Source organism: Streptomyces sp. CRN 30 (assembly GCF_034105845.1).
Window position 1 is genome coordinate 56,373 of record NZ_JAVRHI010000184.1, and the last position, 25,857, is coordinate 82,229.

Genomic DNA, 25,857 nt, shown 5'->3' on the forward strand with positions numbered 1-25,857 from the left:
GTCACCTGGCCTTGCGCGCCACCGTGAAGTGGTCGACCGTCTCGCCGGTCTCGGCGATGCCCCGCACCTTCAGTGTGGCGGTGCGGCCCCGGGCGGCGGGGGTGACGTCCACGCGCAGGAACGAGTAGTCGAGGTAGCGCACCCGGGACCAGGCGACGGTCTCGCTCTGCTTGCCGCCGTCGACGCAGACGAAGGACGAGACGGACTCGGACGCGTCGTCCTTGACGTTGCCCTCGTAGGACTCGTCGGCGCTGAAGGCGTAGAGGCTCTTGCCGGCCGCGCCCGCGGTGACGTAGACGACGCCCTCGGTCTCGGGGTAGGCGGTGCCGCCGACGGGGAGCTTCTTGACGACCTCGCCGCCCTTGATGACGTCGGTGCGCTCGTAGACGTGGTTGTGGCCGTTGATGACCAGGTCCACCGTGTACTTCTCGAACAGCGGCACCCACTCGTCGCGGACGCCGCCCTCGGAGGCGTGCGCGGTGGAGGTGCAGTAGGCGCAGTGGTGGAAGAAGACGACGACGAAGTCGATGTCCTTGTCCGCGCGGTACGCCTTGAGCTTCCGCTCCAGCCAGGTGGTCTGCGTGCCGCCGGAGATGCCGAGGTTGGCCGGGATCTCGAAGGAGATGTCGTTGGCGTCGAGCGAGATGACGGCCGTGTTGCCGTGGACGAAGGTGTAGACGCCGGGGAGGTTGTCCTGGTCGGGGCCGTTGTCGGGCAGTTCCCAGCGGGCGTTCTCGCCGCCGTACCCGTTGGGCGAGTACCAGGCCTCCATGTCGTGGTTGCCGTACGCGACCATCCACGGGACCTGCTTGGCGACCGTCTCGGTCTGGGCGAGGAACTGGTCCCAGGTGCGCGAGTCGAAGCCGGTGTCGGAGGTCTTGCCCTGCCCGGCCGGGTCGGCGTAGCAGATGTCGCCGGCGTGCAGGTGGAAGGCCGGGTTCTGGCCGAGGATCAGTCCGTCGTTGGCGAGGGCGTGGTAGCTGACGCCCTGGTCGCCGAAGGCGGTGAAGGTGAAGGGCTCGGCCCTGGACGGGGCGGTGGTGAAGGTGCCGAGGGTGCCGAGCAGGTGCGCCTGGGCGGGGTCGAAGCCCGCGTGGCCGACGCCGTAGTAGTAGGTGCGGCCGGGCTTGAGGTGGGTGAGCTTGGCGTGCAGGTAGTACTGCGTGTGGTCGCCGCTGGTGCCGACGCCGGCCGGGGTGTGCAGCGCGCGGACCTCGGCGTCGATCTTGCGGGAGAGGTCCCAGGGGTGGGCGCCGATCCGGATGAACGGCTTCTTGACGGCGACCGGGACCTGCCAGGAGACGGTCATCTCGGTGCGCGGGTCGTTGCCGTAGGCGAGGTGGCGGCCGAAGGGGGCGACGAGCGCGCCGTCCACGGTCTCGGTGCTCGCCGGCTTCTGGGTGGGTACGGCGGCCTGGGCGGTTCCGCCGGCCACGTAGGCGCCGCCGACGACGGCACCGAGCGTGACCGCGCCGCCCCGCACCAGGGTGCGGCGCGAGAACCGGGAGCGAAGGTATTCGTGCTGTTCCGCCATGCTCATCCGGGCGGCGAGCTGCTCGGGAACGCCCATGCGAGGTATGTCCATGGCGTCTGAAACTCGTCTCCCCAGGCAACGGTATTTCGGCCACAGGGTGGACAGCCGGCGAACAGCCCCTCATGAGAGTTTCAACAGCCACTTGCCCGAAATCGGGCAGGATTCTTGCGAAAGCACCGGCACTGCCCCAGGATCTACCGAGTGCACGACGAACTGGTTGATCATCTGACGCGGTCCACACCCCTCGGCCGGGGCGAGGCGCTGCGGGTGATCCAGGACGTGCTCGCCTACTTCGACGAGACGACCGAGGACTTCGTCCGTCGCCGCCACCGCGAGCTCCAGGCCCAGGGCCTGGTGAACGCGGAGATCTTCGAACGGATCAGGGCGGAACTCACATACCGGGCGGTCGCACCGCCGGAGCTGACGCTCCGCCAGCTGCGCCGCATCGTCTACGGCTGAGGGACAACACATCCATGTGCGGAATCGTCGGTTACATCGGGAAGCGCGACGTGGCGCCCCTGCTCCTGGAGGGCCTCCAGCGCCTGGAGTACCGGGGGTACGACTCGGCGGGCATCGTCGTGACCTCCCCCAAGGCCGCGGGCCTGAAGATGGTCAAGGCCAAGGGCCGGGTCCGCGACCTGGAGGCCAAGGTCCCCGCGCGCTTCAAGGGCACCACCGGCATCGCCCACACCCGCTGGGCCACCCACGGCGCCCCCTCCGACGTCAACGCCCACCCGCACATGGACGCCGACAACAAGGTCGCCGTCGTCCACAACGGCATCATCGACAACGCCGCCGAGCTGCGCCGCAAGCTGGAGGCGGACGGCGTCGAGTTCCTCTCCGAGACCGACACCGAGGTCCTCGTCCACCTGATCGCCCGCGCCCAGGCCGGCTCCCTGGAGGACAAGGTCCGCGAGACCCTGCGGGTCATCGAGGGCACCTACGGCATCGCCGTCATGCACGCCGACTTCCCCGACCGCATCGTGGTCGCCCGCAACGGCTCCCCGGTCGTCCTCGGCATCGGCGAGAAGGAGATGTTCGTCGCCTCGGACATCGCCGCGCTGGTCACCCACACACGGCAGATAGTGACCCTCGACGACGGCGAGATGGCCACCCTCACGGCCGACGACTTCCGCACCTACACCACCGAGGGCACCCGGACCACCTCCGAGCCCACCACCGTGGAGTGGGAGGCCGCCTCCTACGACATGGGCGGCCACGACACCTACATGCACAAGGAGATCCACGAGCAGGCCGAGGCGGTCGACCGCGTCCTGCGCGGCCGGATCGACGACCGCTTCTCCACCGTGCACCTCGGCGGCCTCAACCTCGACGCCCGCGAGGCCCGGCTGATCCGCCGCGTGAAGATCCTCGGCTGCGGCACCTCGTACCACGCGGGCATGATCGGCGCCCAGATGATCGAGGAGCTGGCTCGCATCCCCGCGGACGCCGAGCCTGCCTCCGAGTTCCGCTACCGCAACGCCGTCGTCGACCCCGACACCCTCTACGTCGCCGTCTCCCAGTCCGGCGAGACCTACGACGTCCTCGCCGCCGTGCAGGAGCTGAAGCGCAAGGGCGCCCGGGTCCTCGGCATCGTCAACGTCGTCGGCTCGGCGATCGCCCGCGAGGCGGACGGCGGCATGTACGTGCACGCGGGCCCCGAGGTCTGCGTCGTCTCCACCAAGTGCTTCACCAACACCACGGTCGCCTTCGCGCTGCTCGCCCTGCACCTCGGCCGCACCCGCGACCTCTCCGTGCGCGACGGCAAGCGGATCATCGAGGGTCTGCGCAAGCTGCCCGCGCAGATCTCCGAGGTCATGAAGCAGGAGGAGGAGATCAAGCAGCTGGCCGCCGAGTACGCCGAGGCCCGCTCGATGCTCTTCATCGGCCGCGTCCGGGGCTACCCGGTGGCCCGCGAGGCGTCCCTGAAGCTGAAGGAGGTCTCGTACATCCACGCCGAGGCCTACCCGGCCTCCGAGCTGAAGCACGGCCCCCTCGCCCTGATCGAACCGGCCCTTCCCACGGTCGCGATCGTCCCCGACGACGACCTGCTGGAGAAGAACCGCGCCGCGATGGAGGAGATCAAGGCCCGCAGCGGCCAGATCCTCGCCGTCGCCCACCAGGCCCAGGAGAAGGCCGACCACACGATCCTGGTCCCGAAGAACGAGGACGAACTCGACCCCATCCTGATGGGCATCCCCCTCCAACTCCTGGCCTACCACACGGCCCTGGCCCTGGGCCGCGACATCGACAAGCCGCGGAACCTGGCGAAGTCGGTGACGGTGGAGTAAGAACACCGGCGCGAACACCGAACGGCCCCCCACGTGTGCCACCGATACACGTGGAGGGCCGTCGGATCGCCGGGGCAGCCGCCCAACTCCCCGACACGCACGACGGTTACGTACCCTTCACAAAGGTACAAACACCTCTACGCGCCAGTAGCTTCGAACGCTACGGAATGACCATCACAGGCCGCTGCGCCCGCTTGGCCAGCCGCCCCGCGACCGACCCGAAGATCCGCCCCACGAGCCCGTGGGTGGAACCCACGACGATCGCGTCGGCCTCGTACTCCCGCCCCACCTCTTCGAGTTCGTGGCAGATGTCCCCGCCCCGCTCGACGAGGATCCAGGGCACTTCGGCGAGATAGTCGGCGCAGGCGAGCTCCAGCCCCAGCACCTCGGTGCGGTGGTCCGGCACGTCCACGAAGACGGGCGGCTCGCAGCCGGCCCACACCGTGGTCGGCAGCCGGTTCGCCACGTGGACGATGATCAGGCCCTGCGCCTGCCGCCGCGCCATGCCGATGGCGTACGCGAGCGCGCGTTCACTGGACGTGGAGCCGTCGAAGCCCACGACGACGCCGTGTTTGAAGGCGGGGTCGCACGCATGGCGTGGCTCTTGCTCCGCCAGGGGATCGGCCGCCGTCGGATCGGCGACCGGCCGCTTGCGGTCCGCGGGTTCGAAAGATTCGTGACCGGCCATGACTGTCTCGGCGTTCAGATCCTTTATGGAGGGGACGACAGGTGCGGCGGAGCTGTGTCGCGGAGCTGTGTCCGGGAATCTACTTCCCAACCCCTTACCCGCAAGGGTACGGCGGCACGCCTCCTTCACCCGGTTCCCCGGCCGGGTCCACGCCGGGGTTCACCGGAGCATGCACGAGGGGGCGCCCGGTACGCAATGGTTGCTGCGCTGTACAGGCGGTTCGCACAGGATTCACGCGCGCGTACGCCCCGTTGGGCGGCCGGTTCGGGGATGGACGTGACGTGGCGTGACCGACCGGCCGGACGCGCGTTGAATCCCTGTGGATCACCCTCAGGGAGTACGCATGCACCCGCCGCACCACCCCCGCCCCCTCGGCGAGGCCCGCCCGGCCCCGTCCCGCACGGCCCCCTCCCGCACGGCCCCCTCCCGCACGGCCACTCCCGGCACCTCCGGCAACCCCGGCGCGTCCGGCGCGTCCGGCGCGTCCGACCCCGCCGAACGCTCCCGGGACGGCGTCACCGACCTGGTGCGCTGGGCGGCCTTCAGTTGCCTGCTGGTCCCGGTCGTGCTCCTGTGGTGCGGTGGCTCCTTCGCGGGCGCCACCGGTACGGCCCTCGGCCTCGCGGCCGTCACCGCGGCCTGCCGGGTCCTGCTGCGCCGTTCCGAGGCCGGCGCGGACGCGGCGGGCGCGGCCCGTCGCGGACGCCACCACCGGGCCGCTCCGGGGGCGCGCGGGAGCGGCCGGCACTCCGGGGGAAACACACCGGTCACCTGACCGGTTTCCGCGCACGCGCCCGCTTCTTTTCAGCCAACTTCGACAGTTGGCGCATTCCCCCTCCGGACCACCCCCCAATGACCGTTCCACCTGCACAAAAAGGGTCTCGGGGACCCCGCGCACCCTACGGGGATTGGCCACCGCCACAAGGCGCACTTCCCTGCGACGCCCGGGAGTGCAACGCTTCGTGATCGAATGCTTCACGCCAAGTTGCCATGTCGACAATGTCCCAAGTGCCGAACCGGCCACTCCGGCGCGACGGGACGCAGTAGATTCGATCTTGACTGTCTACGGCGGGGGACTCGTGCAGGACCGAGGGGAAACGTGTTGGAGCGACAGACCCGAAGGGACCAGGGCGCCGCGACCACCGAGGGGGGCTTAGCAGGATGAGCCACGACTCCACTGCCGCGCCGGAAGCCGCGACCCGGAAGCTGTCCGGGCGACGCCGCAAGGAGATCGTCGCGGTGCTGCTGTTCAGCGGCGGCCCCATCTTCGAGAGTTCCATACCGCTGTCGGTCTTCGGGATCGACCGCCAGGACGCCGGAGTGCCGCGCTACCGGCTGCTGGTGTGCGCCGGCGAGGACGGTCCGCTGCGGACCACGGGGGGCCTGGAACTCACCGCGCCCCAGGGCCTGGAGGCCATCTCGCGGGCCGGGACCGTGGTGGTGCCCGCCTGGCGGTCCATCACCTCGCCGCCGCCGGAGGAGGCCCTGGACGCGCTGCGCCGGGCCCACGAGGAGGGCGCCCGCATAGTGGGGCTCTGCACGGGCGCCTTCGTGCTGGCCGCGGCCGGGCTGCTGGACGGCCGCCCCGCGACCACCCACTGGATGTACGCGCCGACGCTCGCCAAGCGCTACCCGTCGGTCCACGTCGACCCGCGCGAGCTGTTCGTCGACGACGGTGACGTACTGACCTCGGCGGGCACCGCGGCCGGCATCGACCTGTGCCTGCACATCGTGCGCACGGACCACGGCAACGAGGCGGCGGGCGCGCTCGCCCGGCGCCTGGTGGTCCCGCCGCGCCGCAGCGGCGGCCAGGAGCGCTATCTCGACCGGTCTTTACCCGAGGAGATCGGCGCCGACCCGCTCGCCGAGGTCGTCGCCTGGGCGCTGGAGCACCTCCACGAGCAGTTCGACGTGGAGACGCTCGCCGCGCGCGCGTACATGTCGCGGCGCACCTTCGACCGCCGCTTCCGCTCGCTCACCGGGAGCGCTCCCCTGCAGTGGCTGATCACCCAGCGGGTGCTCCAGGCGCAGCGGCTCCTGGAGACGTCGGACTACTCGGTGGACGAGGTCGCCGGGCGCTGCGGCTTCCGCTCGCCGGTGGCGCTGCGCGGCCACTTCCGCCGCCAGCTCGGCTCGTCCCCGGCGGCGTACCGGGCCGCGTACCGCGCGCGCCGGCCGCAGGGCGACCGTCCGCCGGAGGGCGGTGAGGCACGGGCCCCGGTACCGGCCGACGCCATGGGCCCGCCGCCCGCCGGGCTCCACCCGGAGGGCGGGGTGCCGTTCCAGAACCGCCGTACGCCCGCCCCTCTGCCGGCCGCGGCGGCCCCCGCCGAGACCGGCCGCGAGGGAGCCTACGCGGGCAGCCGGCCGAGCCTGCCGGGACAGCGCAGCGCGCCCTGACCGCCGGGAGCCGAGCGGCCGTGACCGGCGTCCCCACGAGGTGACGCCGGTCACGAGGGCATGAAAATCGGACGCCAGCCTTAGGGTGTTCGCATGAACGATCGCATGGTGTGGATCGACTGCGAGATGACCGGCCTCTCGCTGTCCGACGACGCTCTCATCGAGGTGGCCGCCCTCGTCACCGACTCCGAGCTGAACATCCTCGGCGACGGCGTCGACATCGTCGTCCGTCCGCCGGACCAGGCTCTGGAGACGATGCCGGAGGTGGTGCGGCAGATGCACACCGCCTCGGGCCTCCTCGCCGAACTGGAGCACGGCACGACGCTCGCCGACGCCGAGGAGCGTGTCCTCGCCTATGTGCGGGAGCACGTCAAGGAGGCCGGCAAGGCGCCGCTGTGCGGGAACTCGGTCGGCACCGACCGCGGCTTCCTGCTCCGCGACATGCCGACGCTGGAGGACTACCTCCACTACCGCATCGTGGACGTCTCCTCGATCAAGGAGCTGGCCCGGCGCTGGTACCCGAGGGCGTACTTCAACAGTCCCGAGAAGAACGGCAACCACCGGGCGCTCGCCGACATCCGCGAGTCCATCGCCGAGCTGCGCTACTACCGCGAGGCCGTCTTCGTGCCGCAGCCCGGACCGGACTCCGAGACCGCGAAGGCGATCGCCGCGAAGCACGTGCTGCCCGCCCACTGAGGGCCCTCAGGCGCCCGCCCAGAAAGGCGTGCGCGAGCACCCCTTCGGACCCTGTACACTTTTTCTCGGCCGGTCAGGGAGACCACGCGAATCCCAGCGCCGGTCATGGTGGGTGTAGCTCAGCTGGTAGAGCACCTGGTTGTGGTCCAGGAAGTCGCGGGTTCAAGTCCCGTCACTCACCCTGACAAGGGAAGCCCCCGACGCACGGAAACGTGCGCCGGGGGCTTTTCCGTTCTCTCTGAGCGATTCACTCGATTCACATGCAGTTCCAACGCAACCAGTAGTGTCCGGAGTTGGTCGAGTCTGGTGAGCTTCTTGTGTGCCTGCGGAGCAGCTACGTGGTCGGTGGGGTCGGTTTGAGATTCGGGTGCGGTACGGGGACACGCGCGAGCGTGCCGGGGGAGGCGACGGCATGAGCCTCTGGAACGGCCGCCGGTCCCGGCGGCGCCCGCCAGCCACCGCGCCGGACGGCGGTCCCGGACAGGGGACGGCCCGGCCCGCCCCGGCCGGGGGGACCGGGCCCCGGGTCCTGGTCGAGGACCACGACGGCCTGCTGCTGCTCCGCCCGCCCACGGACGACACCCTGGTCACCGCCGACATAGCCGACCTCGCCCGCGCCCTGCGCGCCAGGAACGACGGCACCGTCACGGTCGTCGCCGTCGCCGGGAACGACGCGGCGGCGGGCCTGTGGGAGCGGCTGAGCGAGGTCCTCGACTCCCTGCGGGAGGCCGGCACGCGCTCCGTGCGGCTGGTGATGTCCCGCGCCGGGGACGACCGGCCCGGCCGGCCCGCCCCCGCCCGGCGCATCGCCGACGGCTGGGGCCTGGAGGTCGAGGCACCCGACGGGCCGGTGCTCGTGGTGCCGGGCGGCTCGGTCTTCGTACCGCCCGGGGACGGCGACTGGTGGCGGTTCGCACCGGGGAAGGAACCCGAGGCGCTCGGGCCGCGCACCCCGGCGCCCGACTGGCACGACGCGCTGCGGGACGCGCCGCTGCGCACGGCCGACGGCTGTGTGGTGGACCGTATACCGGCGGGCCTCCTCGTCCGCCCCGCCGAGGCGACCGCGCCCCGGCCCGGCGACCTCTTCCACGCCGTCCCGGTCGACCCCCGGCGCCCCGCCGTCGTCGTCGGCGTGCCCTGGGGCGAGGACGTCCTGCCGGGCGAGGTCGCCGAGGTCCTCGCCACGCTGCCCGCCGCCGTCCGGACCGGCGTACGGCTCGTCCCCGGCGGACGGCGGGATCTGCTGCCGCTGGGCCAGGCGGTGGCCGGCCTGCTGAACACCGAGGTCGAGGTCACCACGGGGCTGCCGCTCTTCGCCGCAGACAGTCCGCTCGGCGCGTACGGGGTGCGGTCCGTGCTGGCCGGTACGGACGGCGAGCCGCGCTGGCTGCCCTTCGTCGACGCCGTACTGTGCCTGCCGCCGAAGCCGGCCGGGGCGGGTGCCGGGCCCGCGTCCGGCCCCGTTCCCGACGACGGCGCCTCCTCGCGGCCGGTGCCCGCGCCGCTCCCCCGGCTGCTGCGCTGGTCGGTGCCGCTGCCGGACCCCCGGGACACCGAGGACGGCGTCCTGCTGCTCTCCGACACCTGGCGGGCCACGGTCACCCGGGCCGGGCTCTGGGTGGACCGCCGCGGCGGTCCCGTACCGCCGCGCAGCGCGCGCCCCGTGGCCGTCGAGGGGCCGACCGTCGAGATCGGCACCGCCGGCGAACGCCTCGACGCGTCGCTCTGGCCGGTCCTGTCCCGGCTCCTCGGCCGCCTCTCCCCCGACCTGCGCGCCCGCACCGCCCTCCACGTGCACGGCACCCCGACGGACGGCGGCCTCGCGCTCCGCACACTCGCGGCGGACCAGGGCCTGCGGGTCATCCGGTTCACGACGACGACAACGACGGCGAGGGCGGCGACGGCGACGGCCGGTTCACGGCCGGGGTCTCGCCCCGGGGCGCGGCAGGAGGCGGGGAGCGGGTCCGGGCCGGACGGGGCGGCGCCGACGCCAACGCCGACGCCGGGGCCGGGGCCGGGGCCTCGGACGGCGGGCGTGCCATCGTTGTCAGCGCCGCCACCGGCGGCCGCGACTCCGGCGACTCCCGCGACGACTGCGACTCCGGCGGCGTCCGCGACCGGCTCCGGCGGGGACGGGGACGGCGGGGACGACGGGGAACGCGGAGACGGGACGACCGCGGAGACGGACGAGGCCGCCGCCGGGGAGGAGAAGGGGGCCTCCGCCGGGATGCCCGAGCCGGGCGGACCGGGCGGACCGGGCGCGTCTGCCGCATCGACCCCGTCAGCCGCGTCAGCCGCATCGGCCGAGCAGTCGGACGTGTCGCTGCCGGACGCGCCGCTGCCGGATGTCCCCGTCACGCCCCGGCACCGCGGCTCCGTCATCGAGCGCGCCTCCTTCCGGTCACTGATGGACCCGGAGTGGGACCGGCAGAGCGACGCGGTCCAGCCGGTCCTGGACGGCCTTGACGGGCTGGACCGGCTGTCCGAGGCCGAACGGGAGGCGGCCCGCGTGGATCTGATCGCGGTCCGCACCTACCTCCGTGACGACGGCGGCCCGCACGACCACACCGACCTGACGAAGTCGCTGCGGGCGGGCGAGAAGCGCTTCCTGTCGTACGCCGGATGCCTCGCGTCCGGGCTCGCGCGGCTGCCCGCGCACCGGGGCGCCGTCGTACGCGGCCCGGGTGGTCCGGCGACCCCGGCCGCCCTCGCCGGAGTGCGGCCGGGCGCCGTCCTGCGCGACCCCGCGCCGCTGAGCTGCCTCCCTCTCGCACCGGGCGAGGAGCCGGTCGCGGGCGTGGGCTACGCGATCTGGTCCCTCACCGGCCGCCGGGTGCGCGGGCTGCGGGCGGACGGCGACGAGGTCGTCTTCGCCCCGGGCACCGCCTTCAAGGTACTGGCGGTACGGAGCGACAGCCCGGCTCCGCTCGTCCTGCTGCGCCAGCTCCCCGACGTACCCACCGAGTCGACCGTCCTCGATGACGTGGACGAGACCGCGCTCGCCCGTCTCGACCACGTCCTCGCGGGCCGTACGGCGCCCGGTCCCGGCGACTGGCCGGACCGCTGCGCCGGACCGGTCGGCGTCCACTGAGCCATTCCTGACAAGCACCGCCCCACCCCCCGACAAGGAGCAGTGTTCATGCCCCGTCAGAACCGACCGCCCGCCGGGACGTCGTCCCCCATCGCCGTCCGGCGGGCCGTGGCCGTACCGGCTCCCGACGAGGATCCCGGCGCCGCGCTGGCGCCGCGTACACCGGACGTGCCGGCCACGACGACGGAGACGAAGGCGGAGCCGAAGCCGAAGCCGGAGCCGAAGGCGAAGTCCTCGGCGGAGCCGACACCGCCGCCGCCCGTCACACCGCCGCCTGCCACACCGCCGGCGTCCTCGAAGACGTCGACAACCTCGGCACCGGATACGCCGGCCACACCCGCTACGCCGGATACACCGGATACACCGACCGAGACGGTCCCGGCCACGTCGGCCGAGGCCCCCGCCGCGCCCGCCCCGGAATCGGCACCCCCCGCCTCTTCCCCGTCCCCCGTCCGCCCCCGCTCCGCCCCCCTCACCGCCAGACCCGCCTCGGCGAAGCCCACCGGAGCCAAGGCCCCGAGGAGGACCACGGCCGCAGGCAACGCCAAGAACGCAGCCGCAACCGCAACCGCCGGACCCGCGTCCCTCTCCTCCCTCTCCCCCACCGCCCCTCCCCCTTCCCCCCGCCGCCGCGCCCCCCTCCTCGTCGCCGCCGGTGTCGCCGGGGCCGCGCTGATCGCCGTACCGTTCCTGGTGTCGGGGCTCGGCGACGGCGACAGTGACTCCGTCGCCACCGCGCCGGTCGGCGGGACGCCGCTCGCGCCCGAGGCGCCCGGTGACGGCCTCGCCGGGGCGGAGGTGTCGGAGTCGCCGTCCGCGTCCCCGAGCCCGTCGAAGTCCACGTCGCCCTCGAAGGCCGCGTCACCCGCCGGGGCGGTGGCCGCGCCCCCGGCCGTCGCGGAGGAGAAGGAACCGGCCGCCGGGAGGACGAAGGCCACGAAGGACGCCGAGCCGGAGAAGAAGGCGACGACGGAGAAGAAGGCGACCACGGAGAAGGAGACCGGGCCGACCCTGCGCGAGCGGTTGAACGCCGCGTCCAGCCAGTACGCCGTGCTGCTGAAGAACACCGCGACCGGCAAGTGCGCGGATCTGCCCGCGTACGGCACGGGGAAGGTCAACGGGCCGGTCACCCAGTACATCTGCCGGCCCGGCAGCAGCGACAACCAGCAGTGGAACCTGAACGTCGCGGACGCGGACGGCGGGCCCGGCGGTGCCGCCCTGTTCGTCATCAAGAACGTGAAGGACGGGCTCTGCTTCGACCTGCCGAACTACGGCACCGTCTCACCCGGCACCCAGGTCGCGGAGTTCCCCTGCAACACCACCCGCAACGACAACCACCTCTGGTATCTGGAGTCACGCGCGGGCGGCACGTACGCCTTCCGTAACCTGGCCAGCAACCTGTGCCTGGGCGTGAACGGCGGCGTGTCCGCCGGTGACGACGCCCGGCTCCAGGTGATGACGTGCGGCGAGAACGCGAACACCGCCCAGCGGTGGGTCTTCTCCTGACCCGATCGGGTCGCACCGCCCCGGCGCGAGGGCCGTCCCCCGCGCCGGGGTCACGACGACTTGCGCCGGGGTTACGACGACTTGCGCTCCACCAGCTGCGTCGCCAGTACCGCCTGGTGCCGCTCCAGCCCCCGCGAGGCGGCCGGGCGCCGGTCGGCGATCTCCGTGAGGAGCAGGTCGATCATCGCGCGGCCCATCTCCACGATGGGCTGGCGGACGCTGGTCAGCGGCGGGTCCATGTGGCGGGCGATGGCGGAGTCGTCGTAGCCGACCAGCGCCACGTCCTGCGGGATGCTCAGTCCGGCCTCGCGCAGGACCTGGCGGGCGCCCGCCGCCGTCACGTCGGAGCCGCAGAAGACCGCGTCGAGGTCGGGGCGGTGGCGCAGCAGTTCGGTCATGGCGCGGCGGCCGCCCTCCTCGGTGAAGTCTCCGGGGGCGATCAGCCGCTCGTCGGGTGCGTGGCCGGCGTCGCGCAGGGCGTCGCGGTAGCCCTCGATACGTCGCTGGGCGCCGTAGACGTCGAGGCGGCCGGTGATGTGCGCTATGCGGCGCCGGCCACGGGAGAGCAGGTGTTCGACGGCGGAACGGGCGCCGCCGTAGTTGTCGGAGTCGACGGACGCCAGGGTCTCGGCGGCCGAGCGGGGGCCGCTGATCACGGCCGGGATCTCCAGCTGGGAGAGCAGGTCGGGCAGCGGGTCGTCGGCGTGGACGGAGACCAGCAGGACGCCATCGACGCGGTGCGCGGCGAGGTACTGGGCGAGCCGCTGCCGCTCCCGGTCGCTGCCCGCGAAGATCAGCAGGAGTTGCATCTCGGTGTCGGCCAGCTCGGCGCCGACGCCGCGCAGGATGCTGGAGAAGTACGGCTCCGAGAAGAACCGGGTCTCCGGTTCGGGGACGACCAGGGCGATCGCGTCGGTGCGGTTGGCGGCCAGCGCGCGGGCGGCGGTGTTCGGGACGTAACCGAGTTCGGCGACGGCGGCCTCGACGGCGGCGCGGGTCGCGTCGCTGACCCGGGGCGAGCCGTTGATCACCCGGGAGACGGTGCCACGGCCGACTCCGGCGCGTGCCGCCACCTCTTCGAGGGTGGGCCGGCCACCGCTCCGCCCGCGCGTTCCGTGGCTTGCCATCGGCTCCGCCTCCATCTCGACCCGCCGCACGGTGCGGCTGGCCTGGAATTTAACAGGCTCGTCCGGTTTGATGACCGCGCCCGCGCCGGTGGCCCGGACGGTCCGCGCGGTGAGGTTCGCGCCAACTCCAGTTAACAGGCCGATAACTGAACGCATCTCACGGTGTCCGCTCCCTTGACACCCTCGCCCGGACCGACGAATCTTCAACACATCACTTGTGGGAGCGCTCCCACAGTACCTGGCACTTACACATCCCGCACGTTCCCCGCCCGAGCCGCAGCGAAGAACGACGATGAACAAACGGGCCCAACAATGCAGTTGGCCGGGGGGTCGGCACGTCAGGGCAACAGGAGGAGCAATGCGAGCAGCACGCACGACAACCGCCCGCCGGGCGCTGGCCATGGCGGCCGTGGCCGCGCTGGGCGCCGGGCTGCTGGCCGGCTGTGCCGACGACGGCGGCGACGAGGAGAGCTCGTCGTCCGGCGGCGGCAGCGGCAAGACCACCATCACCCTGGGACTCTTCGGCACCATGGGCTTCCAAGAGGCCGGCCTCTACAAGGAGTACGAGAAGCTCAACCCCGATATCAAGATCGAGCAGACCGTCATCGAGCGGAACGAGAACTACTACCCCGCTCTGCTCAACCACCTCACCACCAACAGCGGTCTGCAGGACATCCAGGCCATCGAAGTCGGCAACATCGCCGAGGTGGTCGACACCCAGGCGGACAAGTTCGTCGACGTGTCCAAGATCGAGGGGGTGAAGAGCAGCGACTGGGTGGACTGGAAGTGGAAGCAGGCCACCACCAAGGACGGTCAGACCATCGGTCTGGGCACCGACATCGGCCCGATGGCCATCTGTTACCGCAAGGACCTGTTCGAGAAGGCGGGTCTGCCGACCGACCGCGAGGAGGTCGGCAAGCTCTGGGCGGGCGACTGGAGCAAGCTGGTCGACGCCGGTGAGCAGTACAAGGAGAAGGCCCCGAAGGGCACCTTCTTCATGGACTCCCCGGGCGGCATGATCAACGCCATCCTGAGCAGCGAGTCCGAGAAGTTCTACGACACCTCCGGCAAGGTCATCTACAAGACCAACCCGGCGGTCAAGTCGGCCTTCGACCTGACCGCTAAGGCGGCCGAGGAGGGCCTGGTCCAGTCCCAGACGCAGTTCCAGCCGTCCTGGGAACAGACCATCGCCAACAACAAGTTCGCCACCGTGGTCTGCCCGCCGTGGATGCTCGGCACCCTGAAGGAGAAGTCGGCCGACGACGCGGCCGGCAAGTGGGACGTGGCCGCGGCGCCGAAGTCCGGCAACTGGGGCGGCACCTTCCTGGGCGTGCCCAAGAGCGGCAAGAACGTCGAGGAGGCGCAGAAGCTGGCCGCCTGGCTGACCGCGCCGGAGCAGCAGGCCAAGCTCTTCGGTGAGATGGGCAGCTTCCCGAGCGCGACGGGCGCGTACAGCCTGCCGCAGGTGAAGGACGCCAAGAACGACCTGACCGGTGACTCGCCGATCGGTGAGATCTTCGCCAAGGCCGCCGAGACCATCCCGACCCAGGTCATCGGCCCGAAGGACCAGATCATCCAGCAGGGTCTGACGGACAACGGCGTCGTCCTGGTCACCCAGGGCAAGTCGGCCAAGGAGGCCTGGGAGACGGCCACCAAGACCATCGACAACAACCTGGACCAGTGACCGGAATGGCAACCGAGCACGAAACCGCCGCGCCCCCCGTCAAGGGGGGCGCGGCCCCGGGCCGTGAGCCGGCCGGGGCCTCACCGGAGGCGGCGAGGAAGCGGGCCAAGCTCTCCCGGCGCTGGCAGCGCGACCTGCGGTGGAGCCCGTACGCCTTCGTCTCGCCGTTCTTCCTGCTCTTCCTGGCGTTCGGCCTCTTCCCGCTGATCTACACGGGCTGGGCCTCGCTGCACCAGGTGGAGCTGACCGCGCCGACCGACATGAGCTGGGTCGGCATGAAGAACTACACCCGTATCTTCGACGACGAGTTCTTCTGGAACGCCGCGCGGAACACGCTGACCATCGGCATCATCTCCACGGTGCCGCAGCTGCTGATGGCCATGGGCCTCGCCCACATCCTCAACTACAAGCTGCGTGGCTCGACGTTCTGGCGGGTCGCGATGCTCGCGCCGTACGCGACGTCGATCGCCGCCGCGTCGCTGGTCTTCGTGCTGCTGTTCGGCCGTGACTACGGGATGATCAACTGGGTCCTGGGCCTGGTCGGCGTCGACAACATCGACTGGCAGAACGAGCACTGGGCGTCGCAGCTCGCCGTCTCCTCCATCGTCATCTGGCGCTGGACGGGATACAACGCGCTGATCTACCTGGCCGCGATGCAGGCGATCCCGCAGGACCTGTACGAGTCGGCGGCACTGGACGGTGCCAGCCGGTGGCGGCAGTTCCTCCACGTCACGCTGCCCTCGCTGCGCCCGACGATCCTGTTCACGGTGATCGTCTCGACCATCGGTGCCTCCCAGCTCTTCGGCGAGCCGCTGCTGTTCGACGCGAACAAGGGCGCCTCGGGCGGCTCCCAGCACCAGTTCCAGACGCTCGGGCTCTACCTGTACGAGCAGGGCTGGATCAACCAGCACCTGGGCCGCGCCTCCGCGATCGCCTGGACGATGTTCCTGATCCTCATCGTGATCGGGATCGTCAACTCCGTCATCTCGCGCCGGCTGCGCGCCAGTAGTTAAGGAGAACCGGCCGTGACGACGACCCTGACCAAACCCCCGGCCGATCCGGCCCCGCCCCCGCGGCGGGCCCGGGGCTCCAAGGCGTCCCGCGCGGGCGGGCACATGCACGCCGGTCCGATCGCCTACATCATCCTCGCCCTGTTCACGTTCGGTTCGCTCGCACCGCTGGTGTGGACGGCGATCGCCGCCTCGCGCGACAACCAGCGCCTGGCGCAGACCCCGCCGCCGCTCTGGTTCGGCGCGAACCTGTTCGACAAGCTGGAGCTGGCCTGGACCGACGCCAATCTGAGCGAGGCGTTCCTCAACACCACCATCGTGGCGGGCGTCTCGGCGCTCACCATCGTGGTCATGTCGACGATCGCCGGGTTCGCCTTCGCCAAGCTGCGGTTCCGGGGGCGCAACGCGCTGATGCTGATCGTGGTCGGCACGATGATGGTGCCGCCGCAGCTCAGCATCATCCCGCTGTACATGATGGTCGCCGAGCTGGGCTGGACCGACCAGCTCCAATCGGTGATCTTCCCGTCGCTGGTGAGCGCGTTCGGTGTGTTCTTCATGCGGCAGTACCTGCTCCAGGCGCTGCCCGACGAGATCATCGAGGCCGCCCGTGTCGACGGCGCCAGCAGCTGGCGCGTGGTGTGGCACGTGGTGTTCCCGGCGGCGCGGCCCGCGATGGCCGTGCTGGGCATGCTGACGTTCGTACAGACGTGGAACGACTTCCTGTGGCCGTTCCTGGTGCTGACCCAGAACGGCAACCCGACCGTGCAGGTCGCGATCGCGGGACTGGGCCGCGGTTACACCCCCGACCAGGCCCTGATCATGGCGGGAGCGCTGCTCGGCACGCTGCCGCTGCTGATCGTCTTCGCCATCTTCGGCAAGCAGATCGTGGGCGGCATCATGCAGGGTGCGGTCAAGGGCTGACCTCGCGTCACCCGAAGGCTGGCATCCTGTCGCACGGGGGCCGGATCACCGCGGCTCCGGCCCCTCACCTCCCCCTTCTTCCCCCCTCCTTCCGTTGAACCGTCGGTCTTCGTGACCTCCGCCGACCTCCTATGGGAGCGCTTCCATGCCTGAGTCCGCCACACCGGAGACCCCGGTGTCCTTCCCGCCCGCCTTCCTCTGGGGCGCGGCCACCTCCGCGTACCAGATCGAGGGGGCGGTACGGGAGGACGGCCGTACCCCGTCGATCTGGGACACCTTCAGCCACACCCCGGGCAAGACCGCCGGGGGCGACACCGGTGACGTCGCCGTCGACCACTACCACCGCTACCGCGACGACGTGGCGCTCATGGCGGGCCTGAACCTCAACGCCTACCGCTTCTCCGTCTCCTGGTCCCGGGTCCAGCCCACCGGCCGCGGCCCCGCCGTCCAGCGCGGCCTGGACTTCTACCGCCGCCTGGTCGACGAGCTGCTGGAGAAGGGCATCAAGCCGGCCCTCACCCTCTACCACTGGGACCTGCCGCAGGAGCTGGAGGACGCCGGCGGCTGGCCCGAGCGGGAGACGGCGTACCGCTTCGCCGAGTACGCGCAGATCGTCGGCGAGGCGCTCGGCGACCGCGTCGAGCAGTGGATGACGCTGAACGAGCCCTGGTGCAGCGCCTTCCTGGGCTACGGCTCCGGTGTGCACGCCCCCGGCCGCACCGACCACGCGGCCGTGCTGCGCGCGGCCCACCACCTCAACCTGGCGCACGGCCTCGCGACGAGTGCCCTGCGCTCGGTGATGCCGGCCCGCAACTCGATCGCGCTGAGCCTGAACACCTCCGTCGTCCGGCCGCTGTCGCAGCGCCCGGAGGACCTGGTGGCGGCCCGCAAGATCGACGATCTGTCCGGCGGCATCTTCCACGGCCCGGTCCTGCACGGCGCCTACCCCGAGCACCTCTTCGAGGCGACCGCGTCGGTCTCCGACTGGTCCCACGTCAAGGACGGCGACCTCGCGGCGATCCACCAGCCGCTGGACGCGCTCGGCCTGAACTACTACACCCCGACCCTGGTCTCCGCGGCCGACGCCGACGCGCGCGGTCCGCGCGCCGACGGCCACGGGAGCAGCTCCTTCACGCCGTGGCCGGCCGCCGACGACGTGGCCTTCCACCAGACGCCGGGCGAGCAGACGGAGATGGGCTGGACGGTCGACCCGACCGGCCTCTACGACCTGATCATGCGCTACTCGCGGGAGGCCCCCGGCCTCCAGCTGTTCATCACCGAGAACGGCGCCGCCTACGACGACAAGCCGGACGCCGACGGCCGCGTCCACGACCCGGAGCGCGTCGCCTACCTGCACGGACACCTGTCGGCGGTCCGCCGCGCCCTCGCGGACGGCGCGGACGTGCGGGGCTACTACCTGTGGTCCCTGATGGACAACTTCGAGTGGGCCTACGGCTACGAGAAGCGGTTCGGCGGCGTCTACGTCGACTACGTCACCCTGGAGCGCACGCCCAAGTCGAGCGCCCTGTGGTACGGCGAGGCGGCGCGGACGGGCTCGCTGCCGCCGGTGGAGACGGCCGGCCAGACCACCTGACCACCTGACCGGGGGAACGGGGAAGCGGGGCGCGGCACCGACGGGGTGCCGCGCCCCACTGTTCTTCCCGGGTGCGCCTGTTGTCTTGCGGGGTGCGCTTACTTGAACGCGGCGAAGGCCTTGGCGAAGGCGCCGTCCGCCTGGTCGATGGAGCTGCACGTGGCGTCGGCCTGCTGCTTCGGGCCGCCCGCGCACGCCTTGTCGCGGGTCGCGGACCACATCGACAGCGAGCCGACCCCCTTGGCCTCGGCGAACTCCACGAGCTGCGTGGCGTCCTCGACCTTGAACACCTCGGTGACGACGTCGTTGACACCGATCATCGGCGTGACCCCGACGGCCTTCCAGGCGGCGGCGTCGCCGAGCCCGAGAACGCCCTTGATCTGGGCCTGCGTGGCGGTGGCGGCCTGCTCGGCGTAGGTGCCCATGTCGCCGCTGTACGAGGCGCCGTAGTCCATCGCCATGATGTTGACGGTGTCGATGGCGACGCCGTTGTCCTTGGCGTCGGCGAGGAGGTCGACGCCGGGCTGGGTCAGGCCCTCGGGCATCACCGGGAGGGTGAAGGAGACGTCCAGGCCGGGGTGGCCGGCCTGGAGCTTCGCTATCGCCTGGGCGCGGCGGGTGTTGGCGGCGGTGTCGGGCAGCGCGCCGCCCTCGACGTCGAAGTCGACCTTGGTGAGGTCGTAGGCGGCCACGACCTTCTCGTACGCCGCCGCCAGCGCGTCCGCGGAGGAGCAGGCGAGGGCCAGTTCCGAGCCGGCCGCGCCGCCGAAGGAGACCCGGACGTCGCCGCCCGCCGCGCGCAGGTCGCCGATCTGGGCGGCCACCGCGTCGCTCGCCAGGTCGGTGACGCCGCCCCACTTGGGGGTGCAGCCGCCGCCGTCGGTGACGAAGGCGAGGGTGTACTCCTTCACCCCGGTCGCTTTCGCGTTCGCCACCAGGTCGTAGGCCGGGTAGAGGGAGGTGTCGACGTACGGCGCGAACCCGGCGCCGGTGGTGGTGCCGCTGCCGGGGTCCTCGGTGGCGGTCACGGTGGGCGTGGGTTCGGGCTCGGTGGTGGGGGCGTCGGTGGGGTCGGTGGTGGCGTCGTCGGTGGGGGTGGCCGTCGGGGTGTCGGTCGGGCGGCCGCTCGGTTCGGGGGCGGCGCCCTCGTCGGTGGAGCAGGCGGCGCCGTCGACGAGGCATCCGGCCGGGTCGCCGGTGCCCTGCACGACAAAGCCGACGGTGGCCGACTCGCCGGGCGCGAGGCCGTCGGTGTCCCACTTGGGGCCGGTGACGGTGATGTGCCGGCCGTCCACGCTCTTCTCGCCGTTCCACAGCGAGCCGAGCGTCGCGCCCTCGGGCAGATCGAACTCCAGTGTCCAGTCCTTCTTCGCCTCCCCGCCGTTGTTGGTGACGACGTACTGGGCGCTGTACCCGGTCCCCCATGTGCTGGTCGTGGTGTACGCGGCCGCGACGCCCGCCGCCTGGGCCGAGCCGGTGAACAGCAGCGCGCCGCCGCCCGCGACGGCCGCCGCCACCACGGCGCCGATCGCCTTGTTCCTGCCGCTGATCCGTCGTCGGTGGGTGCTCATCGCGTGCCTGCCTTCGCTGTTCACGGTGGGGTCCCCGGGCGGTCCGGTAAAGACTCCGGTGGCCGGTCCGGCGGACGGTCCGGGTGGGGGGTGCGGCAGCACGCTAGCGGTGCCGAAACGGGCAAAGTGCCTGTTCCGGGCGGCCGTTGACGATCTTAGGGTGCGCTTAAGGAACGGATCGGGAGCGGTTAAAGGTGGGGCCGGGACGACGCTGCCTGCGCCTGCGCACGGACCCGCGGTGCCCGCGCCGCACGGGTGCCGCGCGGCCGTCGAGCTGGACCCAGATCCGCACCTCGGTGCCGCCCAGGACGGAGGAGCCGATCCGCACGTCCCCGCCGGTGGCCTCGGCGAGGCGGCGCACGATGTCCAGGCCGAGGCCGGTGGAGCCGTCGCTGCCCGAGCCCCGGCCGCGTGCCATGGCCGCCTCGGGGTCGGGTATGCCGGGGCCCGCGTCCGAGACGAGCACGATCACCGCGTCCTCGCCGTTGTGCACGTCGACGGCGAAGGCGGTGCCCTCCGGGGTGTGCCGGAAGACGTTGCCGAGGAGCGCGTCGAGGGCGGCGGCCAGGTCGGCGCGGGCCACGGGTATCCGCACCGGCCGGTCGGCGCCGGCCATCCGCCACTTGCGGCCCTCGTCCTCGGCCAGCGCCGACCAGAATCCCATGCGCTCACGGATCACTTCGGCGGCGTCGCACCCTGCGCCGGGTCCGGCGGCGGCCGTCTGCGGGCGGGCGTCACGGGCGGTGCGGATGATGGTGTCGACCTCGCGCTCCAACTGCTCGACAGCGGCGCGGGTCTGGTCGGCGGCCGGGGAGTCGCCGAGCGAGGCGGCGTTGAGCCGGAGCACGGTCAGCGGGGTGCGCAGCCGGTGGGAGAGGTCGGCGGCCAGCTCCCGCTCGTTGGCGAGGAGCTGGACGACCTGGTCGGCCATGGAGTTGAACGCGACGGCGGCGGAGCGCAGTTCGGGCGGGCCCTCCTCCGGGACGCGGACGCCGAGCTTGCCCTCGCCCAGTTCGTGCGCGCCCTCGGCGAGGCGCTCGGCGGGCTGCACCAGACGCACGCCGAGACGGTCGGCGACGGCGACCGAGCCGACGACCAGCGCGGCGCCGACGGCGGCGAGGACCGCCCAGGCCGTGCCCACGCCGTTGCTGACCTCGGACTCGGGGACGTAGACCTCGACGACGGCGATCTCGCCGGAGCTGAGCGCGACGGGCGACAGCAGGGTGGCGCCGCCGGGTACCCGGGTGGTGGAGGCGCGGCCCAGCTTCCGTACGGCCGCGACGTCCTCGGCGGCGGCCCGTTCGTGGCCGATGTCGACGCCGTCGGGGGCGTCGCCGGTGGCCGGGATGTGCACGGCCATGCCGGCGTCGTCGGAACCGGCCGAGGCGACGACGCGCTCCAGTTGCTCGCGGTCGGTGGTGATGGACAGCGCGGGGGCGACGGCGGCCGCCTCCCGCTCGGCGTTGGAGAAGGCGCGGTCCCGGGCCATCTCGCGGATGACCAGTCCGAGCGGGACGGCGAAGGCGACCACGACCATCGCGGTGACCGCCAGCGACACCTTGACCAGGGCCCACCTCATCGGGGCAGCTCCGCCCCGGGTGGCTCCAGCTTCACGCCGACCCCGCGCAGGGTGTGCAGGTAGCGCGGGCGGGCGGCGGTCTCGCCCAGCTTCCGCCGCAGCCAGGAGAGATGGACGTCGATGGTCTGGTCGTCGCCGTAGGACTGCTGCCAGACCTCCGCGAGGAGTTCCTTGCGGGGGACGACGACGCCGGGGCGGCCGGCGAGGAAGGCCAGCAGGTCGAACTCGCGGCGGGTGAGGTCGAGTCGGGCCCCGTCCAGCTCGGCCTGGCGGCGCAGCGGGTCGACGGTGAGGCCGCCGACCCGGAGCACGGCGGACGGCGGGGCCTCGCCGCCCCCGGTCCCGCGGGCGCGGCGCAGCACGGCGGCCATCCGGGCCGACAGGTGCTCCACGGAGAAGGGCTTGGTGAGGTAGTCGTCCGCCCCGGCGTTGAGCAGCCGGACGATCTCCGTCTCGTCGTCCCGGGCGGTCGCGACGATCACCGGGACGTCGGTGATGCCGCGCAGCATCTTCAGGGCCTCGGAGCCGTCGAGGTCGGGGAGTCCGAGGTCCAGGATCACCACGTCGAAGCGGAGATGGGCGACCTCGCGCAGCGCTTCCAGCGCGGTGCCGACGCTGCGCACCGTGTGGGCGGCGTCGGTCAGATGCCGGATGAGCGCCGAGCGTACGAACTGGTCGTCCTCGACGACGAGCACACTTGCCATGGGCGGCACCGTACGCCATGCCGCACGGCCCGGTGTGGGCCTGTGGATAACTCCGCGTGTGCGATGCGGGTCGGTGATCGGGCGACACCCGTGGGGCGGGTGAGGCAGTATGGCCGCGATGCGCAGAGGACTCGTTCACGTACTGGCCTGGCTGCTCGCCACGGGCGCGGCGGTCACCCTGTCGTGGTGGGGCGTGCACACGGTCATGTCGGGCACGGCGTACGACCCGCCCCGCGCGCTGCCGATCACGGCGGTCGAGGCGACCACGCAGGAGTCGAAGCCGCTGGCGTCCTCGACCAGCCGGCCCGCGCCGTCGGACAGCCCGACGCCGACGCCGACGCCCAGCGGGTCCTCCCGGGCGCCGGGCGCGACCGCGTCGGCCGGTAAGCCGACCGGCGAGCCCTCGAAGTCGAAGTCGTCCGACGGGTCGCCTTCGTCGTCCGGCGCGGCGACCGGTTCAGGCGGCTCCGGTGGTTCCGGTGGTTCGGACGCCTCCGGCGAGGTGAAGAGCTACGACACCGACGGCGGGCGGGCGGTGTTCGACCTCGGCACGGCTTCGGCGTCGCTGGTGTCGGCGACGCCGGACGCGGGCTGGTCGATGCAGGTGTGGAAGACGGAGTCGTGGATCCGGGTGGAGTTCTCCTCGGGCGCGGACCGCGTGTCGGTCTTCTGCACGTGGCACGACGGGCCGCCGCGCGTGGAGATCGGTACCTACTGACGATGGTTCGGCGACTCGACGGCTCGGCGACTCGGCGGCTCGGCGGCTCGGCGGCTCGGCGGCTTCCGGTTCAGCGATCAGCAGTCGGCCATCAACACGGTCAGCAGTCAGCGGAAGACGGAGGGCGGCGGTGCGGGGGAAGCCACCGCCACGGCGTCGGTGACGGGTGCGGCCCCGCCGGTGAAGTCGGTGAGCGCTCGGCCGTGTTCGACGCGTGCGGGCCCCGGGTCCGAGGCGGCGCGGCGGGTCAGCTCGGCGACCGGCAGCGGCCGGTCCGAGGCGACGAGGACCGCGTTGCCGAACCGCCGGCCGCGCAGCACGGCCGGATCGGCGATCAGCGCGAGGTGCGCGAACCGCGCGGCGGCGGTGGCGATCTGGCCCCGCAGGAACGCGAGCGGCGGGCCGTCGGCGAGGTTGGCGGTGTAGACCCCGTCGGGCGCGAGGGCGAGGCGGACCTCGTCGAGGAACTCGACGGAGGTCAGGTGGGCCGGGGTGCGGGCGCCGCTGAAGACGTCCGCGACGATCAGGTCGGCCCGGCCGTGCGGCAGCTTGGTGAGCCCCGTGCGGGCGTCGACCGACCGGATGCGGATACGGGCGGCGGGGTCCAGCGGGAGTTCGCGCCGGACCAGCTGGACGAGGGCCGCGTCCCGCTCGACGACCTGCTGGGTGGAGCGGGGGCGGGTGGCCGCGACGTAGCGGGCGAGGGTCAGGGCGCCGCCGCCGAGGTGCACGGCGTCGACGGGGCGGTCCGGCGGCGCCACCAGGTCGATGACGTGTCCGATGCGCCGCTGGTACTCGAAGGCCAGCCGGGCCGGGTCGTCGAGGTCGACGTACGACTGCGGGGCGCCGTCGATCAGCAGGGTCCGGGCCCGGGGCCGCTCGCGGTCGGGGACCAGCTCCGCGCGTCCGCCGTCGACGTCCTCGACGACGGCCTCCACGACGGCTCGCCCGCGCCGGGGCCTGCTGGTCTTTCCCATCCGGCCATTATCGCGCGCGTACGGAACGCCGTCGGTCGCGACCGACGCCACGAGCGGACGACGCGCGAGCGGACGACGCGCGAGCGGACGTTCAGCGGCAGTTGTCCGCGGCCTCGATCAGGCGGGCCGCCTCGCCGAGGGCCGCCCGGAGCACGGCCGGGTCGGTGGCCGGGTCCGCCTCCTCCGGCGGCAGCAGCCAGCCGGGGCCGCGCACCGGGCGGCGCGGGGTCAGCACCATGCCGCGGCCGTCGGTCTCCGTACAGGTGCTGCCCGGCACGTCCCACGCGGCGGCGGTGCCCGGCGGCACCAGGAAGCCGAGGGTGCCGCGGCCGTCGTCGTGCAGCACGGGGCCCACCGCGTCGGCCGCCCCCCGTCTGAGAATGTCGACGGCTTCCAGTCCCTGCCGGGTCGGCACCGTCACGACGTCCCACGCGTCGCTCGTGTCGAGGGCGTCGCTGATCCGGCTGGTCTTCATCCCGGCCTCCACCACGGAACACTCCTTGGACGAGTGGACCGGAGGCGGTCTCCCGGTCCACAGGGTTCAACGCGCCGCACCCGTCCATGGCTACGGCGTTTCCGTCGCAAAGAATGGCACTTCATGGCGGATCACGGAGGGGTTATCCGCTTTTGTGCCGAACACCGTGTGGCGACACCGTCACAGCGAGTAGGTTCGTGCGCGTCGGAAACGGGACGACAAACAGTATGTTCCTGGCAATTCGCCCTGCGTCCGGCATGGTTCGACGGTTCGCACGAGAGGACCCGGCCATGGCGTCGTCGACGGCGGCCTCCCCCCAGCCCGACCGGCCCCCGCGGCCCAACGTCGTCTTCCGGCAACTGCGCGGACAGCGCTCGCCGGCGGAGTTCGCGGCGGTGGTGCGCCGGGCCGCGCGGGAGATCGGCGAGCGGGTCAGCTGCGACGCGCGGTACGTCGGCCGCGTGGAGACGGGCGAGATCCGCTGCCCCAACTACGCCTACGAGCGGGTGTTCCTGCACATGTTCCCCGGCCGCACGCTCACCGACCTGGGGTTCGCGCCCCGCTCGACCGTCCGCGGCCGGCACTCGCGCGGCGGCGGAGGCGAAGGCAGGGACCAAGGCGGTGGCGGTGGCGGTACACAGTGTCCGGCCGACAGCGCGGACGACCGTACGCCCGCACCCCTGTCCGCACCCGTACCCCCGATCGCACCCGCACCCGCACCCGCCGGACCGTGCGCCCCGCGGGCCCCGTACCCCTCGCACGACGACGACCACGAGGAGAACGACGTGCTGCGTCGCGCCTTCATGACGGGCGGGAGCGCCACCGTGGCCGCCGCCTCGCTGGGCCCGCTCGGGCTCGCCCTGGACGCCGCGGCGGCCGAACGCCCCGTACGCCGCCCGGGGGCGAGCGACGCCGGTGCCCTGGAGGACGCCGTCCGCCGGATCCGGCTGCTCGACGACCGGCACGGCGCCGACGGACTGTACCGGCGTTCGGCGGCTCCGCTGCGCGCCGCGTACGCGCTGCTGGACGCCGGGGCGATGCGCCAGGCGACGGCGGACCGGCTCTACGCGGGCGCCGGTGAACTGTCCCTCTCCGTGGGCTGGCTGGCGCACGACTCCGGCCGCTTCGAGGACGCCCGCTCCCACTACGCGGAGGCCCTGGCGACCGCGCGGATGACCGGGGACCCCGCGCTGGAGGCGCACGCCTTCTGCAACACGGCGTTCCTCGCGCGGGACGCGGGCCGCCCGCGCGAGGCCGTCCGGGCCGCGCAGGCCGCGCAGCGCGCCGCGCG

General features: G+C 72.5%; 21 protein-coding genes, 1 tRNA gene and 1 pseudogene. 14 read left to right on the plus strand and 9 right to left on the minus strand.

Annotated elements, in window-relative coordinates; genetic code table 11:
* Position 1: 1 nt before the first annotated feature.
* On the minus strand, positions 2-1,570 hold the full coding sequence (locus UW392_RS18830; RefSeq protein ID WP_320776208.1) for a metallophosphoesterase family protein: 1,569 nt from the start codon (positions 1,568-1,570) through the stop codon (positions 2-4).
* A 165-nt stretch (positions 1,571-1,735) separates the two neighbouring features.
* On the opposite strand from UW392_RS18830, the gene UW392_RS18835 reads away from it, so the two are divergent.
* Together UW392_RS18835 and glmS are read left to right on the plus strand one after the other, a co-directional pair.
* Complete coding sequence (locus UW392_RS18835) at positions 1,736-1,993, plus strand: hypothetical protein (protein ID WP_320776189.1); 258 nt, start codon at positions 1,736-1,738, stop codon at positions 1,991-1,993.
* A gap of 14 nt (positions 1,994-2,007) precedes the next feature.
* Positions 2,008-3,825 carry a glutamine--fructose-6-phosphate transaminase (isomerizing) gene (gene glmS / locus UW392_RS18840; protein WP_320776190.1) on the plus strand — a complete coding sequence of 606 codons (1,818 nt, stop codon included), beginning with the start codon at positions 2,008-2,010 and terminating at the stop codon, positions 3,823-3,825.
* Between the two features lie 160 nt (positions 3,826-3,985).
* Here glmS and UW392_RS18845 read toward each other — a convergent pair whose 3' ends face one another.
* Positions 3,986-4,513 carry a universal stress protein gene (locus UW392_RS18845; RefSeq protein WP_320776191.1) on the minus strand — a complete coding sequence of 176 codons (528 nt, stop codon included), beginning with the start codon at positions 4,511-4,513 and terminating at the stop codon, positions 3,986-3,988.
* A 523-nt stretch (positions 4,514-5,036) separates the two neighbouring features.
* Here UW392_RS18845 and UW392_RS18850 point away from each other — a divergent pair.
* The 5 genes from UW392_RS18850 to UW392_RS18870 all read left to right on the plus strand — a co-directional run bounded on the left by UW392_RS18850 (position 5,037) and on the right by UW392_RS18870 (position 10,700).
* Positions 5,037-5,288 carry a hypothetical protein gene (locus UW392_RS18850; RefSeq protein ID WP_320776209.1) on the plus strand — a complete coding sequence of 84 codons (252 nt, stop codon included), beginning with the start codon at positions 5,037-5,039 and terminating at the stop codon, positions 5,286-5,288.
* 386 nt (positions 5,289-5,674) lie between these two features.
* Positions 5,675-6,913 carry a helix-turn-helix domain-containing protein gene (locus tag UW392_RS18855; protein ID WP_320776192.1) on the plus strand — a complete coding sequence of 413 codons (1,239 nt, stop codon included), beginning with the start codon at positions 5,675-5,677 and terminating at the stop codon, positions 6,911-6,913.
* 93 nt (positions 6,914-7,006) lie between these two features.
* Complete coding sequence (gene orn / locus UW392_RS18860) at positions 7,007-7,609, plus strand: oligoribonuclease (RefSeq protein ID WP_320776193.1); 603 nt, start codon at positions 7,007-7,009, stop codon at positions 7,607-7,609.
* Positions 7,610-7,717: 108 nt separating this feature from the next.
* Positions 7,718-7,790, plus strand: a tRNA-His gene (locus tag UW392_RS18865).
* Between the two features lie 231 nt (positions 7,791-8,021).
* Complete coding sequence (locus UW392_RS18870) at positions 8,022-10,700, plus strand: hypothetical protein (RefSeq protein ID WP_320776194.1); 2,679 nt, start codon at positions 8,022-8,024, stop codon at positions 10,698-10,700.
* 56 nt (positions 10,701-10,756) lie between these two features.
* Here the strand turns inward: UW392_RS18870 and UW392_RS18875 are convergent, their stop codons facing one another.
* Positions 10,757-11,035 carry a hypothetical protein gene (locus UW392_RS18875; RefSeq protein WP_320776195.1) on the minus strand — a complete coding sequence of 93 codons (279 nt, stop codon included), beginning with the start codon at positions 11,033-11,035 and terminating at the stop codon, positions 10,757-10,759.
* A 358-nt stretch (positions 11,036-11,393) separates the two neighbouring features.
* Between UW392_RS18875 and UW392_RS18880 the strand changes: the two genes are divergently transcribed.
* Positions 11,394-12,206, plus strand: coding sequence for an RICIN domain-containing protein (locus UW392_RS18880; RefSeq protein WP_320776196.1), 813 nt, complete (start codon positions 11,394-11,396; stop codon positions 12,204-12,206).
* A 71-nt stretch (positions 12,207-12,277) separates the two neighbouring features.
* Here UW392_RS18880 and UW392_RS18885 read toward each other — a convergent pair whose 3' ends face one another.
* On the minus strand, positions 12,278-13,333 hold the full coding sequence (locus UW392_RS18885) for a LacI family DNA-binding transcriptional regulator (protein ID WP_320776197.1): 1,056 nt from the start codon (positions 13,331-13,333) through the stop codon (positions 12,278-12,280).
* A gap of 358 nt (positions 13,334-13,691) precedes the next feature.
* On the opposite strand from UW392_RS18885, the gene UW392_RS18890 reads away from it, so the two are divergent.
* The 4 genes from UW392_RS18890 (at position 13,692) to UW392_RS18905 (ending at position 18,542) form a co-directional block, all read left to right on the plus strand.
* Positions 13,692-15,017 carry an extracellular solute-binding protein gene (locus UW392_RS18890; RefSeq protein WP_320776198.1) on the plus strand — a complete coding sequence of 442 codons (1,326 nt, stop codon included), beginning with the start codon at positions 13,692-13,694 and terminating at the stop codon, positions 15,015-15,017.
* Positions 15,018-15,022: 5 nt separating this feature from the next.
* On the plus strand, positions 15,023-16,030 hold the full coding sequence (locus tag UW392_RS18895) for a sugar ABC transporter permease (RefSeq protein ID WP_320776210.1): 1,008 nt from the start codon (positions 15,023-15,025) through the stop codon (positions 16,028-16,030).
* A 12-nt stretch (positions 16,031-16,042) separates the two neighbouring features.
* Positions 16,043-16,948: a carbohydrate ABC transporter permease gene (locus tag UW392_RS18900; protein WP_320776199.1), complete on the plus strand. Its 906-nt coding sequence runs from the start codon at positions 16,043-16,045 to the stop codon at positions 16,946-16,948.
* Between the two features lie 145 nt (positions 16,949-17,093).
* Positions 17,094-18,542, plus strand: a complete 1,449-nt coding sequence (locus UW392_RS18905) for a GH1 family beta-glucosidase (RefSeq protein WP_320776200.1) — start codon at positions 17,094-17,096, stop codon at positions 18,540-18,542.
* 98 nt (positions 18,543-18,640) lie between these two features.
* Here the strand turns inward: UW392_RS18905 and UW392_RS18910 are convergent, their stop codons facing one another.
* The 3 genes from UW392_RS18910 to UW392_RS18920 form a co-directional block, all read right to left on the minus strand.
* Positions 18,641-20,113, minus strand: a complete 1,473-nt coding sequence (locus UW392_RS18910; protein ID WP_320776201.1) for a cellulose binding domain-containing protein — start codon at positions 20,111-20,113, stop codon at positions 18,641-18,643.
* Positions 20,114-20,279: 166 nt separating this feature from the next.
* Positions 20,280-21,692 (minus strand): HAMP domain-containing sensor histidine kinase, encoded by a 1,413-nt coding sequence (locus tag UW392_RS18915; protein ID WP_320776202.1) that lies wholly within the window; start codon positions 21,690-21,692, stop codon positions 20,280-20,282.
* Positions 21,689-22,396: a response regulator transcription factor gene (locus UW392_RS18920; RefSeq protein WP_320776203.1), complete on the minus strand. Its 708-nt coding sequence runs from the start codon at positions 22,394-22,396 to the stop codon at positions 21,689-21,691. The genes UW392_RS18915 and UW392_RS18920 overlap by 4 nt, the downstream gene beginning before the upstream one ends.
* Before the next feature lie 118 nt (positions 22,397-22,514).
* Between UW392_RS18920 and UW392_RS18925 the strand changes: the two genes are divergently transcribed.
* Positions 22,515-23,114 carry a hypothetical protein gene (locus tag UW392_RS18925; protein ID WP_320776204.1) on the plus strand — a complete coding sequence of 200 codons (600 nt, stop codon included), beginning with the start codon at positions 22,515-22,517 and terminating at the stop codon, positions 23,112-23,114.
* A 107-nt stretch (positions 23,115-23,221) separates the two neighbouring features.
* Here the strand turns inward: UW392_RS18925 and UW392_RS18930 are convergent, their stop codons facing one another.
* A complete protein-coding gene (locus UW392_RS18930; protein ID WP_320776205.1) occupies positions 23,222-24,091 on the minus strand; it encodes a fused MFS/spermidine synthase in 870 nt (289 codons plus the stop codon).
* Between the two features lie 91 nt (positions 24,092-24,182).
* Complete coding sequence (locus UW392_RS18935; RefSeq protein WP_414496385.1) at positions 24,183-24,581, minus strand: hypothetical protein; 399 nt, start codon at positions 24,579-24,581, stop codon at positions 24,183-24,185.
* 275 nt (positions 24,582-24,856) lie between these two features.
* Between UW392_RS18935 and UW392_RS18940 the strand changes: the two are divergent.
* A pseudogene (locus UW392_RS18940) lies at positions 24,857-25,857 on the plus strand (hypothetical protein); the annotation flags it as partial.

What these genes read in the sequence shown, in the direction of transcription:
- UW392_RS18830 (WP_320776208.1), bottom strand. Translation starts at nt 1,570, where the DNA reads ATGGGCGTTCCCGAGCAGCTCGCCGCCCGGATGAGCATGGCGGAACAG.
- glmS (WP_320776190.1), top strand. Translation starts at nt 2,008, where the DNA reads ATGTGCGGAATCGTCGGTTACATCGGGAAGCGCGACGTGGCGCCCCTG.
- UW392_RS18845 (WP_320776191.1), bottom strand. Translation starts at nt 4,513, where the DNA reads ATGGCCGGTCACGAATCTTTCGAACCCGCGGACCGCAAGCGGCCGGTC.
- UW392_RS18855 (WP_320776192.1), top strand. Translation starts at nt 5,675, where the DNA reads ATGAGCCACGACTCCACTGCCGCGCCGGAAGCCGCGACCCGGAAGCTG.
- orn (WP_320776193.1), top strand. Translation starts at nt 7,007, where the DNA reads ATGAACGATCGCATGGTGTGGATCGACTGCGAGATGACCGGCCTCTCG.
- UW392_RS18870 (WP_320776194.1), top strand. Translation starts at nt 8,022, where the DNA reads ATGAGCCTCTGGAACGGCCGCCGGTCCCGGCGGCGCCCGCCAGCCACC.
- UW392_RS18885 (WP_320776197.1), bottom strand. Translation starts at nt 13,333, where the DNA reads ATGGCAAGCCACGGAACGCGCGGGCGGAGCGGTGGCCGGCCCACCCTC.
- UW392_RS18890 (WP_320776198.1), top strand. Translation starts at nt 13,692, where the DNA reads ATGCGAGCAGCACGCACGACAACCGCCCGCCGGGCGCTGGCCATGGCG.
- UW392_RS18895 (WP_320776210.1), top strand. Translation starts at nt 15,023, where the DNA reads ATGGCAACCGAGCACGAAACCGCCGCGCCCCCCGTCAAGGGGGGCGCG.
- UW392_RS18905 (WP_320776200.1), top strand. Translation starts at nt 17,094, where the DNA reads ATGCCTGAGTCCGCCACACCGGAGACCCCGGTGTCCTTCCCGCCCGCC.
- UW392_RS18910 (WP_320776201.1), bottom strand. Translation starts at nt 20,113, where the DNA reads ATGAGCACCCACCGACGACGGATCAGCGGCAGGAACAAGGCGATCGGC.
- UW392_RS18915 (WP_320776202.1), bottom strand. Translation starts at nt 21,692, where the DNA reads ATGAGGTGGGCCCTGGTCAAGGTGTCGCTGGCGGTCACCGCGATGGTC.
- UW392_RS18920 (WP_320776203.1), bottom strand. Translation starts at nt 22,396, where the DNA reads ATGGCAAGTGTGCTCGTCGTCGAGGACGACCAGTTCGTACGCTCGGCG.
- UW392_RS18925 (WP_320776204.1), top strand. Translation starts at nt 22,515, where the DNA reads ATGCGCAGAGGACTCGTTCACGTACTGGCCTGGCTGCTCGCCACGGGC.
- UW392_RS18930 (WP_320776205.1), bottom strand. Translation starts at nt 24,091, where the DNA reads ATGGGAAAGACCAGCAGGCCCCGGCGCGGGCGAGCCGTCGTGGAGGCC.